The organism is Pseudomonas entomophila, from assembly GCF_029193575.1.
GTDB lineage: Bacteria > Pseudomonadota > Gammaproteobacteria > Pseudomonadales > Pseudomonadaceae > Aquipseudomonas > Aquipseudomonas entomophila_G.
This window is the reverse complement of record NZ_JARGCS010000003.1, coordinates 38496-51059: the sequence shown is the minus strand read 5'-3', so window position 1 is coordinate 51059 and position 12564 is coordinate 38496. Positions and strand designations below refer to the sequence as shown.

Genomic DNA, 12564 nt, shown 5'->3' with positions numbered 1-12564 from the left:
GTGTCAGGTGATGCTCTGCCGGGCATTGCAGCTGCAATTTTCAGATTTGCAACTGCAATTCTAAGGGCTATCCGCGGGTAGCACGCTCTCGAATTTCGGCTTTGCTTTGGGCGGTATTTTCCGCATCCCGCGCCACTTTCTTGGCATCTGCCACCAAGTGGTTGAGGGTCGACTCACTTGCCCCAGCCCAGCCTTTGGCCGCTACTTCAGCGATGACATTTTCTTGGGTGTGTCGGTTACGAGTCGTGGTAGTGATGTACTCAACCATTCCCGCGATCAGCAAGTAAGCAGATTTTTTCGGCGATTCAACTGCCTGCTGCTCAGATAGCTCCTGCGCTCGCGCAAGCTCATCCCGCAGCTCGCCAAGTCGCTCATTCGCATCATGCAGGCTCAACAAAGCTTGCTGCTTTTCGGCCCGGAGCTGATTAGCGATCTGCTGATACTCCTCGATTTTGCGAGCCTCAGCCGCCAGCTCCTCAGCGTTAATAAGGTCAGCTAGCGCCTGGATGTGAGGTGATTTGAAAACGGGCGCGAAGTCCTCGAACTGCCCCGTAGTGAACCAGCAGGTTTCGGCATGGTTGATGGACTTGTCCGATTCAAAAATCATCACCTTCCCAGAAAGCTGGAAGGTCACCTGAGCCCCAGACCTGCTCCTAAGCACTTCTGGATTTTTCAGAAGGTGATAACCAGAGCCACTGACTTCCTTTGTCCAAGTCTCCTCGTCGTTACCCGAGCAGCCGCCACCAACATTCACGTAGACAGAAATGCGGCCGGCTTCACAGAAGCTCAGAACGATGTCCTCGGTAATACCGACCCGGGTCAGAGACCGAAGCCACTCTGCTGCCTGATCTAGCCGCAGCCAAGGAAGAAGTCTGTAAACCTTATCCATGCCCATCCCTTTGGGTTTCACGGTCCGATACGTGAGCCCGCAAATGACGCGGCAGGCCTTTAGATTCTTTTCGAATGCTGGTTGCTTAACCAGTGGTTAAACAGTCTATATCTGTCCACACACGCAATGGAAGGCCCGCTTCAGGCCCTCTTGATCGGTACCACGTTGGCAGAGTCTTCTGTTCGATGGGCATAGTCATAGGGTGTGATATGCCTTTCCCGGTTCGCTTCAAGGTAGTCGGCCCACCACTGGACCATCAGCCGGCGCTCCTCGATGTACTCAGCCTTGTGGATGTAGGCTGCTCGCACGCTGTTTCGCTCTTGGTGGCTCATCTGCCGCTCTACCGCGTCCTTGCTCCACAGTCCCGACTCGACCAGGGCGGAACAGGCCATGGCCCTGAACCCGTGCCCGCACACCTCAGTCTTGGTGTCGTAGCCCATGCGCCGAAGCGCCTTGTTCACCGTGTTCTCGCTCATGGGCTTCCAGTGGTTACTGTCGCCGGCGAACACCAGGTCGAAGCGCCCGGTAAGCTGGCGCACCTGCTCAAGCGTGGCCAAGGCCTGGCGACTCAGCGGCACCAGGTGGGGCGTGCTCATCTTGGAGCCGCGATGCGAGTTCTTCACGCCCTCGATTTGCTGGCGCTCGCCGGGGATCTCCCACATGGAGCGGCCGGTGTCGATCTCTGGCCAGCGAGCAAACCGCAACTCACTGGATCGGATGAAGACCAGCAGGGTGAGCTGGGTTGCCAGGCGGGTCAGCGGCCGGCCGGTATCGCTGTCGATTCTTTGCAACAGCTCGGGCAGCCGATCCAGCGCCAGCGCAGGCCGGTGGACAGTCTTGCGTGTGGCGGTTGCGCCCTGGAGGTCCACCGCTGGGTTGGTGTCGATGTGTCCGTGCTGGACAGCCATGCGCATGATGCCGGTCATGTACTGCCGTAGCCGGCCGGCAGTATCCAGGACTTCGCGTTTCTCCACTGCCTTGAGCGGCGCCAGCAGGTCTCGGGTCTTCAGGCCGGCCACCGGGCGCTGGCCCAAGGCCGGGAGTAGGTAAGTTTCGATCCGCCGCCACACCGTCGCCGCATGACCTGATGACCATTTCTTGGAACAGGCCTCATGCCAGTCCTTGGCCAGCACGCCGAAGGTGTTGGCCCTCGCATTCGCCGCTTCGAGCTTCCCCTGCCTGGCGCTCTCGATCGGGTCTTTCCCATGCGCCAGCAACTCCAGCGCTTCGGCCCGGCGCTCACGGGCGGCTTTGAGCGTCAGTGCGGGATAGTTGCCGAAGGTGGCCAGCCCCTCCCTGCCATCCGGTCGCTTGAACTTCATGCGCCAGATTTTGCTGCCGTTCTTCTTGACCAGCAGAAACAGGCCCTGGCCGTCGAACAGGGTGTAGTCCTTGTCCCGCGGCTTGGCGGCCTCGCATTTGGGGTCTGAGAGGGGCGTAACGGTGCGTGCCATAGGTATACGTTTTCTCGTCGAACCGGCGTATACCCTAACGTATACCTAAAATCGGTATATGCCTAGAGACAGAACGAGACAGCCAGAAACAAGAAAGCCCGCACTTGGCGGGCTTTTCAGGGGGTTCCGTATACAAGGGGAGACGTATCGGAACAGTTGGATGGTGCCGGAGACAGGAATCGAACCTGCGACCTTCGCGTTACGAGTGCGCTGCTCTACCGACTGAGCTACACCGGCGTGAGCGCAACGCTACCACTGCCGCCACGCTTACGCAAACCCCTGTTTCCCCTCATTTATTCCCCTCCCCCGCCCCAACCCTCAAGCCCCGCCACAACCGCTGGGCGCGAGGTCGGCCTCGATATCGCTGGAACACGCCCACCCAGTGGCCGAGCGGGTCAGCGTAATCTGCTTGCCGACCACGTTCGCCGGCGCATCCGCCAGGGTGCAGGTAATGCTGGCCGTGCCGTCCGCCGCCGTGCCGCGCGCGGTGATGGCGCAATGCGCGGTGCTGGGCTGGCCGCCGAGGGCGGCGACGTCGGTGACGTCCTTGCCTTCGTTCAGGCGCAGGTCCATCGGGGTCTTGAGGGCGGAAATCTCCAGCAGCGCCGCCGCAGCCTTGGTGCGCGACTGGTGGTTGGTGTACATCGGGATGGCGATGGTCGCCAGGATGCCGATGATCGCCACGACGATCATCAACTCGATGAGGGTGATGCCTCGTTGTCCTTGCATGAAGGTTTTTCCTTGTTGATACGGGTAGTGATTGGATCCAATCTTCGACCCCATGCCGCCAGCCGCGCAGTAGAGCCGAAAGGACACCTTTTGTCACCCCTGCCCGGCTGGACGTGATGATCGCTGAACTACTCTAGTGACCAGCAGGGAAATCCGCCCAGGAACGGGCGCGGCAAGCTGTTTCGAGGCTTGTCGTCACAGTGGCAGGGAGCGTTGCATGAGTCGATCGACACGGTTGTACGCCTGGGAAGGTGACGATGCCAGTGGGGCGCGGGTACGGGGCCAGGCGCAAGGGCGCAGCCCGGCGTGGGTGCGGGCGGGGTTGTTGCGCCAGGGGGTGCGGGTGGCGTGGGTGCGGCCGGCCGGGGGGATGGGTTGGCAGTTGCCGGCACGGCGCGAGCGGGCCGACCCGGCGGGGTTTTCTCGGCAGTTGGCGACCTTGTTGAAGGCCGGGGTGCCGTTGTTGCAGGCATTCGACGTGATGGCGCGCAGCAGTGGCGATGCCGGGTGGTTGGCGCTGTTGCGCCAGCTTCAGCAAGACGTGACGGTGGGGTTGGGGCTGGCGCAGGCGTTGCAGCGCCACCCACGCTGGTTCGATGCGTTGTACTGCAACCTGGTGCGGGTGGGCGAGCAGTCGGGCACGCTGGATCGCCAGCTGGAACAGCTGGCCCAGGTGCTGGAGCGGCGGGCGATGCTGCGGCGCAAGCTGCGCAAGGCGATGGTGTACCCGCTGTTTCTGCTGTTGACCGGGCTGGCAGTGGCGGCGTTGCTGTTGCTGGAGGTGGTGCCGCGCTTCGAGGGGTTGTTCGCGGGTGTGGATAAAGCACTGCCGGCGTTTACCCAGTGGGTGATCGATTTATCCACAGGGCTGGGTCGGCACTTGCTGACAGTGCTCGGGGTCGCGGGGGTGTTGGGGCTAGGGGTTGCGCGATTGTATCGTCGGCACCTGCCCTCGCGCCTGTGGATGCTTCGTCAGGCGCTGCGGCTGCCGGTGCTGGGGCGGTTGTTGAGCCGCGCGGCGCTGGCGCGCTTTGCGCGCAGCCTGGCGACGGCCTATGGCGCGGGGGTCGCCTTGCTGGATGCGCTGGATACGGTGGCGGCAGCCAGCGGCGATGCGCTGCACGAGGGGGCGATTCGCCAGTTGCGCCAGGGCATGGCCAATGGGTTGGGGTTGCACCAGGCGATGGCTGCGCAACCGCTGTTCGCGCCGCTGCTGGTGCAATTGACGGCGATTGGCGAGTCCAGCGGTACGCTTGAAATGATGCTGGGCAATGCGGCCGATCATTACGAGGAGCAGGTCGGGCAGGCCTTGGAGCAACTGACCAGCTTGCTGGAACCGGCCATCGTGCTGGTGCTCGGGGTGTTGGTGGGTGGCCTGGTGGTGGCCATGTATTTGCCGATCTTCCAGTTGGGAAGTTTGATCTGACATGAACCTGTGGACTTTTCTGGTCGACCAGCCGGGTGTTTTCCTGGCCTTCGCCACGGTACTGGGGCTGCTGGTGGGCAGCTTCCTCAACGTGCTGGCGCACCGCTTGCCATTGATGCTGGAGCGCCAGTGGCAGGACGAGGCGCGCGAGGTGCTGGGGCTGCCCGGGGTGGCGCATGCGCGGTTCGACCTGTGCCTGCCGGCCTCGCACTGCCCGCAGTGCCAGCACCGCCTGCGCGCCTGGGAGAACATTCCGCTGCTGAGCTACCTGCTGCTGCGCGGGCGCTGCTCGGCGTGCAAGGCGCGCATCAGCCCGCGCTACCCGCTGGTGGAACTGGCCTGCGCGGGGCTGTCGCTGGCCACCGCGTGGCATTTTGGCGTGAGCCTGGCGGCGCTGGGCGCCTTGCTGCTGGGCTGGTGCCTGTTGGCGTTGGCGCTGATCGATGCCAAGCACCAGGTGCTGCCGGACGTGCTCGTGCTGCCGATGCTGTGGCTGGGGCTGGTGCTCAATGCGTTCGAACTGTTCGTGCCGTTGGCCGATGCGCTGTGGGGCGCGGTGGCCGGCTACTTGAGCCTGTGGACGGTGTACTGGGCGTTCAAGCTGGTCACCGGCAAGGAGGGCATGGGCTACGGCGACTTCAAGCTGCTGGCGTTGCTCGGCGCCTGGGGCGGCTGGCAGTTGCTGCCGCTGACCCTGCTGCTGTCGTCGCTGGCGGGGGCGCTGATTGGCCTGTGCCTGCTGCGTCTGCGCAGGGCGTCGATGGGCACGGCGCTGCCCTTTGGGCCGTACTTGGCCATCGCGGGCTGGATCGCTTGGCTCTGGGGTGATGAAATATACGCTTCCTACCTGCAACTGCTTGGATTCCGATGACCACTGCTGTATTCACCCCCTGGATTCTCGGCCTGACCGGCGGCATCGGCAGCGGCAAGAGCGCCGCGGCCGAGCGCTTCGTCGAGCTGGGCGTGCACCTGGTCGATGCCGACCAGGCCGCGCGCTGGGTCGTGGAGCCGGGCCGGCCGGCGCTGACGAGCATCGTCGAGCGCTTCGGCGCGGGCGTGCTGCTGGACGACGGCCAGCTCGACCGCGCGGCCCTGCGCCAGCTGATCTTCGCCGACCCGGCCCAGCGCCGCTGGCTCGAGGAACTGCTGCACCCGTTGATCGGGCAGGAGATCTTCAGCTACCTGGCCAAGGCCGAATCGCCTTACGCGGTGTACGTGTCGCCGCTGCTGATCGAGTCGGGGCAGTACCGCAAGACCCAGCGCATCCTGGTGATCGACGTGCCGCAAGAGGTGCAGGTGCAACGCACGCTGCTGCGCGACAACACCAGCGAGGCGCAGGTGCAGGCGATTCTCAAGGCCCAACTGGCCCGCGAGGAGCGGCTGCGGCATGCCGACGATGTGGTGGTCAACGACCGCGACCTGGCTTGGCTGCACGAGCAGGTCGACCGCCTGCACCATTTCTACCTGACTTTACGAGGAGGCCAACCATGAGCCAGCCACTGACCGTTGATTGCCCCACCTGTGGCGCGCCCGTGGAATGGAACGAGAAAAGCCCGAACCGGCCGTTCTGTTCTGACCGTTGCAAGTTGATCGATCTGGGCGCCTGGGCGGCCGAAGAGCACAAGATCCCGGGGGCGGCGGAGTCGGAAGATGAGCTGTATTCGGGGGACCTGGAGCCTCGGCATTGAGCCTGGCGAAATGAATGCGCTGAGTCGGCGGGCCCTATCGCGGGCCCGCGATAGGACCGGCACAGCCCCCCACCCTCACCGCTCATCATCCTTCCACGGCGCCTGCAAATAGCGGGTGCGGTTGAAGGTCTCCAGCCACTCGGGGCAGAACACCACCAACGCGCTGACCACGGTGCCGTTGATGAAAGCCTCGGGAAAGATCATCAACCAGAGATAGCCGACGAAGTCGCCGAGCCATTCCGGCATGGCGAACCGCCCATCCAGCCACAGCAGCCCAAGCCCGGCCAGCAGGCACAGCAAGGTCGCCAACGCGGCGGCGAAGAACCCCGAACAGAAGATATACACGAACAGGTTGCGCGGCTGGGCGCGCTCGACCAGCAGCGCGCACACCTCGGTCACCAGCACCGGCAGGCCGATGATCAGCAGGCCGTTCACGCCGACGGCGGCAAGGTCCTGGCGGCCCAGGGCGAGCAGGCCAAGCTGGGCGAGGAAGCCGCCGAGAATGGCCAGCGGCCAGTCCAGCAGCAGGGTCACGGCGGTCATGCCGATGAAGTGGTACGACACGCCCGTGTCGAAGTCACGCCGCACCAACCACAAGGCGAACAGCGCGAACACCGTGCCGAACAGCAGGTGCTGGCGGCGGGTGTCGCTGAACAGCTCGACCCAACCGGTGCGGCTCGCCGCCCAGAGCAGCAGCGGTACGTAGGCCAGCCAGCCGACGGTCAGGCTGGTGGTGGACAGGACCTGTGCGCTGATCACTTCGACCTCGCGTGCATGTCGGACTGTTTCGAGTCTACACCCCCTGCCCGATTCCTACGGGCAAACAGGACCTTACCGTTCACAATTGCAGGCTAAGCTTGTTCCCATGGATGACTCAGACTACCTGCGCCTGCTCACCATCCAGGCCGAACAAGCCAATGCGTTCCTGTCCAATGCCCGCAAATGGGAGCGTGAGCGTTGGGTCTGCCAGCGCCTGCTGCAAGGGCTGAACATCCCCTACCGCAGCGAGGATTTCACCCCCGCCGGGCAAGAGCCGCCGGACGTGCTGTTCCGCGACGCGGCGTTCGAGGTGTTCTTCGTGCTCGACGAGGGGCGTCGGCTCAACGACGAATGGCGCGAGGAGCTGCAACGCCGGCGCAGCGCCTTTTCCCTGAGCCAGCTGGTGCGCCGCGAAGCACGCCCGAGGCGGATCAGCGCCCAGGAGTTGCTGGCGCGCCTGGCGCCGACCCTGCGCAAGAAGTCGCACAACTACCGCGAACGCGGGCTGGATTTGAGCGAGCTGGACATCATCGCCTTCGCCAGCCTCAAGCGCGAGGTGCTCGACCTCAACAGCCATTTTCCGCCGCCGACCGAATACCTGCGCCAGGGCTGGCGCTCGCTGTCGCTGGTGGGGCCGACCTTCGCCCGGGTGCTGTTCGCCCACCCCGACGCGCCAGACTTTTTGCGCGGCAACCTGGGGCGCAGCATCGTGTTCGACGTGGGTATCAGTCTTTGATCCTGTGCCGAGTGTGTTTGCGATGGCGTACACTCGGCGCCGGGGATGGAAAGTATTATCATTTGTTTCAGCCGTTTGCGGGAACGTTGTAGCGTTCCCACGATCCCAAGCGTCTACAAGCGAGGCCCACCATGACCAGCCGCCTGAATCCGGAAGATCAGCGTCGTGTCGATGCGTACCTGCGAGCCCCCCAGCACCAAGTCGAGCGCAAGCCTTTCCGGCCGTTGCTGCTCCTTGCCCTGGTGGTGATCGTGACCATTGGTCTGGGCCTGCTCAGCCGCCTGCTGAGTGGACTGGTGCTATGAGCTGCCTGGCGCTCGCCCTCCCCTCTCGCCTGCTGCGGCCGGGCGTCGTTGCCACGACGACGCCCACGAATTCCGTAAAACTTGTGAGATATCCCAATGACTCATCGCATCGTGATTGTCGGCGGCGGCGCCGGCGGCCTGGAACTGGCGACCCGCCTGGGTAAAAGCCTGGGCAAGCGCAAGCAGGCCGAAGTGACCCTGGTCGACGCCAACCTGACGCACATCTGGAAGCCGCTGCTGCACGAAGTGGCCGCCGGCTCCTTGAACTCCTCGGAAGACGAACTGAACTACGTGGCCCAAGCCAAGTGGAACCACTTCAACTTCCAACTGGGGCGCATGAGCGGCCTGGACCGCGCGGGCAAGCAGATCCAACTGGCCGCCACCCTCGACGAAGACGGCCGTGAGCTGTTGCCGGCACGCACCTTGGGCTACGACACCCTGGTGATCGCGGTGGGCAGCAACACCAACGACTTCGGCACCCAGGGCGCGGCGCAGCACTGCCTGTTCCTCGACAGCCGCAAGCAGGCCGAGCGCTTCCACCAGCAACTGCTCAACCACTACCTGCGCGCGCACGCCGGGGACGTGGCCAGCGAGAAGATCAGCGTGGCCATCGTCGGCGCTGGCGCCACGGGCGTGGAACTGGCCGCCGAACTGCACAACGCCGCGCATGAACTGGCGGCCTATGGCCTGGACCGCATCCAGCCCAAGGACATGCACATCACCCTGATCGAAGCCGGCCCGCGCGTGTTGCCAGCACTGCCGGAGCGCATCAGCGTGCCGGTGCACAAGACCCTGGAGAAGCTTGGGGTCACGGTGATGACCAACGCGGCGGTCAGTGAAGTGACCGAGAGCGGTTTGAAGACCGCCAGCGGCGAGGTGATCCAGGCCAGCCTGAAGGTGTGGGCGGCGGGCATTCGCGCGCCGGGGTTCCTCAAGGACATCGATGGGCTGGAGACCAACCGCATCAACCAGTTGGTGGTGCGCCCGACCCTGCAGACCACGTTGGATAACGACATCTTCGCCTTCGGTGATTGCGCGGCCTGCCCGCAGCCGGGCAGCGACCGCAACGTGCCGCCACGGGCGCAGGCGGCGCACCAGCAGGCTTCGATGCTGGCCAAGAGCCTGAAGGCGCGGCTGGAGGGCAAGGCGCTGCCGACCTATGCGTACAAGGATTATGGGTCGCTGGTGTCGTTGTCGCGGTTCTCGGCGGTGGGCAACCTGATGGGCAACCTGACCGGGAGCGTGATGCTGGAGGGGTGGTTGGCGCGGATGTTCTATGTGTCGTTGTACCGGATGCACCAGATGGCCCTGTATGGGACGTTCCGCACGTTGATGTTGATGCTGGGCAGCAAGATCGGGCGCGGGACCGAGCCGCGGTTGAAGCTGCACTGATTGGGCTGGACGGGCGGGCCCCGCGATGGGGCCCGCCACTACACCACCATCCCATCGAACCCCACACGCACCCCGGTCGGCAGGCTGCCCGGGTGGTCGATGAGCCAGTCATCCAGCGTATGCCCCGCATGGGTCAACACCGCCTCCTTCGGCGCCAGCCGTTCGATGATATCCAGCGCCAACGCCAGGTCATTGTGGTTGCGCGGCGCCACCGGCTGCGGCGGCATCGAGCAATCCAGCACCAGCGTATCCAGCGCCTCGCGCGAAAGATGCGCGAAGGTGTCTTCCGGCAACCCCACCGTATCGGTGAGGTAGGCGATTCGCCGCCCCTCCCCCTCCAGCAAATACCCCAACGTCGGCTTGGAATGCAGCAACGGCAACGCCGTCACCCTCAACCCGCCCAGCATCCGCCGCTCCAACGCCGTGAACGGCTGGCTGAAGTCGAGCATGCCCGGGTGCTTGTACAGGTCGGCCAGCCCCTCCGGGTCCACCGGCCCATGCACCGGCACCACCCAGCCCTGCCCCCAACGCAGGTGCAACAGCCCCTGGGCATGGTCGGCGTGGTAATGGGTCTGCAGGATGCCGTCGAAACTGCGCGGCGGGAAACGCTCGGTGAGGTCCGGCAAGCCGCTGTCGATCAACCAACGCTGCCCGCCGCACTCGACCAGCGCGCTGCACGGGCCACGACGGTACCTCGGCTCATCGCGCGCGCGTTCGCAGGCCCGGCAAGCACAGCCATACACCGGCACCTGCCGGGCGTCGCCGGTGCCGAGCAAGGTCAGGCGCATGCGTTCTCCAGGTGCGCGAGCAGGCGCGCCACGGTGTCGGCCAGCGGGCCGGAGTTGTCCAGCACCAGCACCGTGGCGTCGTAGTCGAACAGCTCGCTGGCGAAGCGGGCATTGCGCGCAAGGCGCGCCTCCACCTCCACCGGCAGCTCGCGGCCCCGCGCCAGCAGGCGCTGGCGCAGCACCGCCGGCTCGACGCTCAGCAGCACCACCTGCGCATCCGGGTAGCGCTGCCGGGCTTGGGCCAGGTAGCCGCGCGAGCCATTGACCAGCACGTCATGCCCCTGCGCCAGCCAGGTGTCGATTTCCCGAGGGATGCCGTAGTGCAAGCCGTTGGCCTGCCAATGCAGGGCGAAGGCACCGTCGGCGCGCAACTGCTCGAACTGCGCCGCGCTCACCGCCAGCGCGGCTTCGCCCATGGCCTCGGCGGAACGGGTGATGACCCGCCGGGCGATACGGCAGCCGCGCGCCACCAGGGCCTCGCGGGCGGCGTCGAGCAGGCTGTCCTTGCCCGAACCCGAAGGGCCTATCAGGTAGATCAGCCGGCCGGCCATCAGTACACCCTCCTCGCCTCGCGCCACACCTGGCGCAACAGCGGCGTGCGCGGGTGGTGGCGCACCTGCAGGAGGTCGGCGCGCAGGCCGGCGCGGATGTCGCCACGGTCGGCCAGCCCCGCCGCGCGGGCCGGGGCGCCGCTGACCATCTGGATCGCCTGCGGCAGGCCGACGCCGCTGCCCTCGGTGGTGCCGAGGATGAACGCGGCGTGCAACAGGCTGGCTGGGTAATAGTCGCTGGAGAGGATGTCCAGCAGCCCCTCGCGCGCCAGCGCCGCCGCCGCCACGTTGCCCGAGTGCGAGCCGCCACGGACGATGTTCGGCGCGCCCATCAGCACCTTCATGCCCAGGCGCTGGCAACTGCGCGCGGCCTCCAGGGTGGTGGGGAACTCGGCGATGCTCATGCCGAACGCCGCCGACTCCTCCACGTGCGCCACGGTGGCGTCGTCGTGGCTGGCCACCGACAGGCCGCGCGCCCGGCAATCTTCGACGATGGCCTTGCGGTAGCGGTCGCTGTAGGTCTTGGCGTTGGCCACCTGCTCGACGATGAACGCATCCATCTGCGCGTCGCTGAGGTGGTACTTGCCCATGTAGTACTCGCGGTACTTCTCCTCCAACGCGAACTGGCGCTGGCCCGGCGAGTGGTCCATGGCCGACACCAGTTGCACCAGCGGGTGGCCGACCAGGTCGCGGAACACCGCCAGGGTGTCGGGGTGGCACACCTCGCAGCGCAGGTGCAGGCGGTGTTCGGCGCGGGTCTGCCCGGCGCTGCTGGCCTCGCTGATCGCCGCCAGCATGCCGGGCAGCTGCTGCATGCGCTTGCCCTTGGGGTTCACGTCGCCGATCGACAGCGCGTCGAATACCGTGGTGATGCCTGCGGCGATGATCTGTGCATCGTGCGCCAGCACCGCCGGGGCCGAGGGCCAATCGACGCCGGGGCGTGGGCCGAGGTACTTCTCCAGGTTGTCGGTGTGCAGCTCGACCAGGCCGGGCAGCAGGTAATCGCCCTCCAGGTCGATGGCCTGGGGCAGTTGGCTGGCGCCGCAGTCCACGGCGGCGATGTAGCCGCCGCGCAGCAGCACGCTACCGTGGAACTCGCCGTCGGCGGTCACCACCCGGGCGTTGCTCAGAATCGTCTCGTTCATGCCGGAAGCTCCTGTTCGCTCATGTCCAGCCAGCGGTCGGCCACGGCCTCGCGCGCCAGGCGGTCGTGGAAGATGCCGATCACCGCGCTGCCGGCGGCCTTGGCTTCCTCGATCAATGCCAGAACCACATGACGGTTGTTGTCGTCCAGTGACGCCGTGGGTTCGTCGAGCAGCAACACCGGCCACTCGACCATGAAGCCACGGGCGATATTGACCCGTTGCTGCTCGCCCCCGGAGAAGGTGCCGGGCGCCAGTTGCCAGAGGCGCTCGGGAATGTTCAGCCGGGCCAGCAAGGCTTCTGCGCGGGCACGGGCCTGGGCCTTGGGCCAGCCGCGGGCCAGGGCGGGCTCCATCACCACGTCGAGCGTCGCCACACGGGGGATCACCCGCAGGAACTGGCTGACATAGCCCAGGGTGCGCTGGCGCACGCCGAGCACCTGGCGCGGCTCGGCGCCGACCAGCTCCAGCCAGTCGCCGTCATGGCGCACACGGATGCTGCCGCCCGCGGCCAGGTAGTTGCCGTAGAGCGTGCGCAGCAAGGTGCTCTTGCCCGCGCCGGACGGGCCGTGCAGCACCAGGCACTCGCCCGCCTGGACGCTGAACGACAGCGCGCGCAGCACGTTGAGCACCAGGCCGTCGTGCTGGTGCAGGGTGAAGGTCTTGGCCAGGCCGACGACCTCGAGGGATGGGTTCATGGGTTCA

General features: G+C 65.7%; 15 protein-coding genes and 1 tRNA gene. 7 read left to right on the top strand and 9 right to left on the bottom strand.

Annotation, left to right across the window (positions count from 1 at the left end):
• Positions 1-67: 67 nt before the first annotated feature.
• The 4 genes from P0Y43_RS00460 to P0Y43_RS00445 form a co-directional block, all read right to left on the bottom strand.
• The gene (locus P0Y43_RS00460) at positions 68-889 is read right to left on the bottom strand and encodes a hypothetical protein (RefSeq protein ID WP_275635332.1); all 822 of its coding nucleotides are present in this window, start codon (positions 887-889) and stop codon (positions 68-70) included.
• Between the two features lie 140 nt (positions 890-1029).
• The gene (locus P0Y43_RS00455; protein ID WP_275635331.1) at positions 1030-2343 is read right to left on the bottom strand and encodes a tyrosine-type recombinase/integrase; all 1314 of its coding nucleotides are present in this window, start codon (positions 2341-2343) and stop codon (positions 1030-1032) included.
• A gap of 161 nt (positions 2344-2504) precedes the next feature.
• A tRNA-Thr gene (locus P0Y43_RS00450) sits at positions 2505-2580 on the bottom strand.
• Positions 2581-2661: 81 nt separating this feature from the next.
• Complete coding sequence (locus P0Y43_RS00445; RefSeq protein WP_275635330.1) at positions 2662-3072, bottom strand: pilin; 411 nt, start codon at positions 3070-3072, stop codon at positions 2662-2664.
• 217 nt (positions 3073-3289) lie between these two features.
• On the opposite strand from P0Y43_RS00445, the gene P0Y43_RS00440 reads away from it, so the two are divergent.
• From P0Y43_RS00440 to yacG, 4 genes are read left to right on the top strand one after another with little or no spacing between them, the layout of a single operon-like run.
• On the top strand, positions 3290-4498 hold the full coding sequence (locus P0Y43_RS00440; RefSeq protein ID WP_275635329.1) for a type II secretion system F family protein: 1209 nt from the start codon (positions 3290-3292) through the stop codon (positions 4496-4498).
• Between the two features lies 1 nt (position 4499).
• Positions 4500-5369 carry a prepilin peptidase gene (locus P0Y43_RS00435; RefSeq protein ID WP_275635328.1) on the top strand — a complete coding sequence of 290 codons (870 nt, stop codon included), beginning with the start codon at positions 4500-4502 and terminating at the stop codon, positions 5367-5369.
• A complete protein-coding gene (coaE, locus tag P0Y43_RS00430) occupies positions 5366-5989 on the top strand; it encodes a dephospho-CoA kinase (RefSeq protein ID WP_275635327.1) in 624 nt (207 codons plus the stop codon). The genes P0Y43_RS00435 and coaE overlap by 4 nt, the downstream gene beginning before the upstream one ends.
• Positions 5986-6186, top strand: a complete 201-nt coding sequence (gene yacG / locus P0Y43_RS00425; protein WP_275635326.1) for a DNA gyrase inhibitor YacG — start codon at positions 5986-5988, stop codon at positions 6184-6186. The genes coaE and yacG overlap by 4 nt, the downstream gene beginning before the upstream one ends.
• Before the next feature lie 75 nt (positions 6187-6261).
• Here the strand turns inward: yacG and P0Y43_RS00420 are convergent, their stop codons facing one another.
• Entirely contained in the window at positions 6262-6945 is a 684-nt protein-coding gene (locus P0Y43_RS00420) for an energy-coupling factor ABC transporter permease (RefSeq protein ID WP_275635325.1), read from the bottom strand.
• A gap of 106 nt (positions 6946-7051) precedes the next feature.
• On the opposite strand from P0Y43_RS00420, the gene P0Y43_RS00415 reads away from it, so the two are divergent.
• The 3 genes from P0Y43_RS00415 to P0Y43_RS00405 all read left to right on the top strand — a co-directional run bounded on the left by P0Y43_RS00415 (position 7052) and on the right by P0Y43_RS00405 (position 9378).
• Entirely contained in the window at positions 7052-7681 is a 630-nt protein-coding gene (locus tag P0Y43_RS00415; RefSeq protein ID WP_275635324.1) for a DUF1780 domain-containing protein, read from the top strand.
• Between the two features lie 131 nt (positions 7682-7812).
• Entirely contained in the window at positions 7813-7986 is a 174-nt protein-coding gene (locus P0Y43_RS00410) for a DUF3094 family protein (protein ID WP_275635323.1), read from the top strand.
• A gap of 96 nt (positions 7987-8082) precedes the next feature.
• Positions 8083-9378 carry an NAD(P)/FAD-dependent oxidoreductase gene (locus P0Y43_RS00405; protein ID WP_275635322.1) on the top strand — a complete coding sequence of 432 codons (1296 nt, stop codon included), beginning with the start codon at positions 8083-8085 and terminating at the stop codon, positions 9376-9378.
• Positions 9379-9416: 38 nt separating this feature from the next.
• Here the strand turns inward: P0Y43_RS00405 and phnP are convergent, their stop codons facing one another.
• Genes phnP through phnL form a run of 4 tightly spaced genes read right to left on the bottom strand, consistent with a single transcriptional unit; the run spans position 9417 to position 12557 of the window.
• Positions 9417-10166, bottom strand: coding sequence for a phosphonate metabolism protein PhnP (gene phnP, locus P0Y43_RS00400; RefSeq protein WP_275635321.1), 750 nt, complete (start codon positions 10164-10166; stop codon positions 9417-9419).
• The gene (gene phnN / locus P0Y43_RS00395; RefSeq protein WP_275635320.1) at positions 10157-10717 is read right to left on the bottom strand and encodes a phosphonate metabolism protein/1,5-bisphosphokinase (PRPP-forming) PhnN; all 561 of its coding nucleotides are present in this window, start codon (positions 10715-10717) and stop codon (positions 10157-10159) included. Before phnN ends, phnP begins: the two co-directional genes overlap by 10 nt.
• On the bottom strand, positions 10717-11862 hold the full coding sequence (locus P0Y43_RS00390; RefSeq protein WP_275635319.1) for an alpha-D-ribose 1-methylphosphonate 5-triphosphate diphosphatase: 1146 nt from the start codon (positions 11860-11862) through the stop codon (positions 10717-10719). The genes phnN and P0Y43_RS00390 overlap by 1 nt, the downstream gene beginning before the upstream one ends.
• Positions 11859-12557 carry a phosphonate C-P lyase system protein PhnL gene (gene phnL / locus P0Y43_RS00385; protein ID WP_275635318.1) on the bottom strand — a complete coding sequence of 233 codons (699 nt, stop codon included), beginning with the start codon at positions 12555-12557 and terminating at the stop codon, positions 11859-11861. Before phnL ends, P0Y43_RS00390 begins: the two co-directional genes overlap by 4 nt.
• Between the last annotated feature and the right edge of the window lie 7 nt (positions 12558-12564).

Bases quoted from the DNA above. Each gene is read 5' to 3' on its own strand.
- phnN (WP_275635320.1), bottom strand. From the start codon at position 10,717: ATGGCCGGCCGGCTGATCTACCTGATAGGCCCTTCGGGTTCGGGCAAG.
- yacG (WP_275635326.1), top strand. From the start codon at position 5,986: ATGAGCCAGCCACTGACCGTTGATTGCCCCACCTGTGGCGCGCCCGTG.
- P0Y43_RS00435 (WP_275635328.1), top strand. From the start codon at position 4,500: ATGAACCTGTGGACTTTTCTGGTCGACCAGCCGGGTGTTTTCCTGGCC.
- phnP (WP_275635321.1), bottom strand. From the start codon at position 10,166: ATGCGCCTGACCTTGCTCGGCACCGGCGACGCCCGGCAGGTGCCGGTG.
- phnL (WP_275635318.1), bottom strand. From the start codon at position 12,557: ATGAACCCATCCCTCGAGGTCGTCGGCCTGGCCAAGACCTTCACCCTG.
- coaE (WP_275635327.1), top strand. From the start codon at position 5,366: ATGACCACTGCTGTATTCACCCCCTGGATTCTCGGCCTGACCGGCGGC.
- P0Y43_RS00455 (WP_275635331.1), bottom strand. From the start codon at position 2,343: ATGGCACGCACCGTTACGCCCCTCTCAGACCCCAAATGCGAGGCCGCC.
- P0Y43_RS00390 (WP_275635319.1), bottom strand. From the start codon at position 11,862: ATGAACGAGACGATTCTGAGCAACGCCCGGGTGGTGACCGCCGACGGC.
- P0Y43_RS00405 (WP_275635322.1), top strand. From the start codon at position 8,083: ATGACTCATCGCATCGTGATTGTCGGCGGCGGCGCCGGCGGCCTGGAA.
- P0Y43_RS00445 (WP_275635330.1), bottom strand. From the start codon at position 3,072: ATGCAAGGACAACGAGGCATCACCCTCATCGAGTTGATGATCGTCGTG.
- P0Y43_RS00440 (WP_275635329.1), top strand. From the start codon at position 3,290: ATGAGTCGATCGACACGGTTGTACGCCTGGGAAGGTGACGATGCCAGT.
- P0Y43_RS00410 (WP_275635323.1), top strand. From the start codon at position 7,813: ATGACCAGCCGCCTGAATCCGGAAGATCAGCGTCGTGTCGATGCGTAC.
- P0Y43_RS00460 (WP_275635332.1), bottom strand. From the start codon at position 889: ATGGATAAGGTTTACAGACTTCTTCCTTGGCTGCGGCTAGATCAGGCA.
- P0Y43_RS00415 (WP_275635324.1), top strand. From the start codon at position 7,052: ATGGATGACTCAGACTACCTGCGCCTGCTCACCATCCAGGCCGAACAA.